We start from the raw sequence: 528 nt of genomic DNA on the forward strand, positions 1-528 counted from the left end.
GCCATCCTCGCCGGCTCCGGCGTCCACACCTCCGGCGCCCACGCCACCCTCGCCCACCTCGCGGAACGCCTCGGCGCCGGCGTCGCCACCACCATCCACGGCAAGGGCGCGCTGCCGTCCGACTCGCCGTGGCTGGTCGGCGTCGTCGGCAACAACGGCGGCCTGCCGGCCGCCAACGCCTACCTGCGCGACGCCGACGCCGTGCTGCTGGTCGGCACCCGCGCCAACGCCACCGACACCAACAGCTGGACCGGGCCGGCCCGCACCGGCACCCCGGTCGCCCAGATCGACATCGAACCGGCCCGCGCCGGCCGCAACTTCCCCGACGCCGTGCCGCTGGCCGGCGACGCCGACGCCGTGCTCCGCCAGCTCACCGACCTCCTCGACGCCGCCCCCGAGGCGGAGCTGGCCGAGCGCCGCGCCGCCGTCACCCGGGCCAGGGCGCTGCCCGAGCCCACCCCCTACGCCGGCTCCGCGCTCCTCCCCGAGGACGTCGTCCGCACCATCAACCGGATCGTGCCTCCCGAC

The 528-nt window shown here is 77.7% G+C and carries 1 pseudogene; it reads left to right on the forward strand.

The features are described 5' to 3' along the window. A pseudogene (locus E1283_RS36855) lies at positions 1-528 on the forward strand (hypothetical protein); the annotation flags it as partial.

It is taken from the genome of Streptomyces hainanensis (genome assembly GCF_004348415.1).
Lineage (GTDB): Bacteria > Actinomycetota > Actinomycetes > Streptomycetales > Streptomycetaceae > Streptomyces > Streptomyces hainanensis.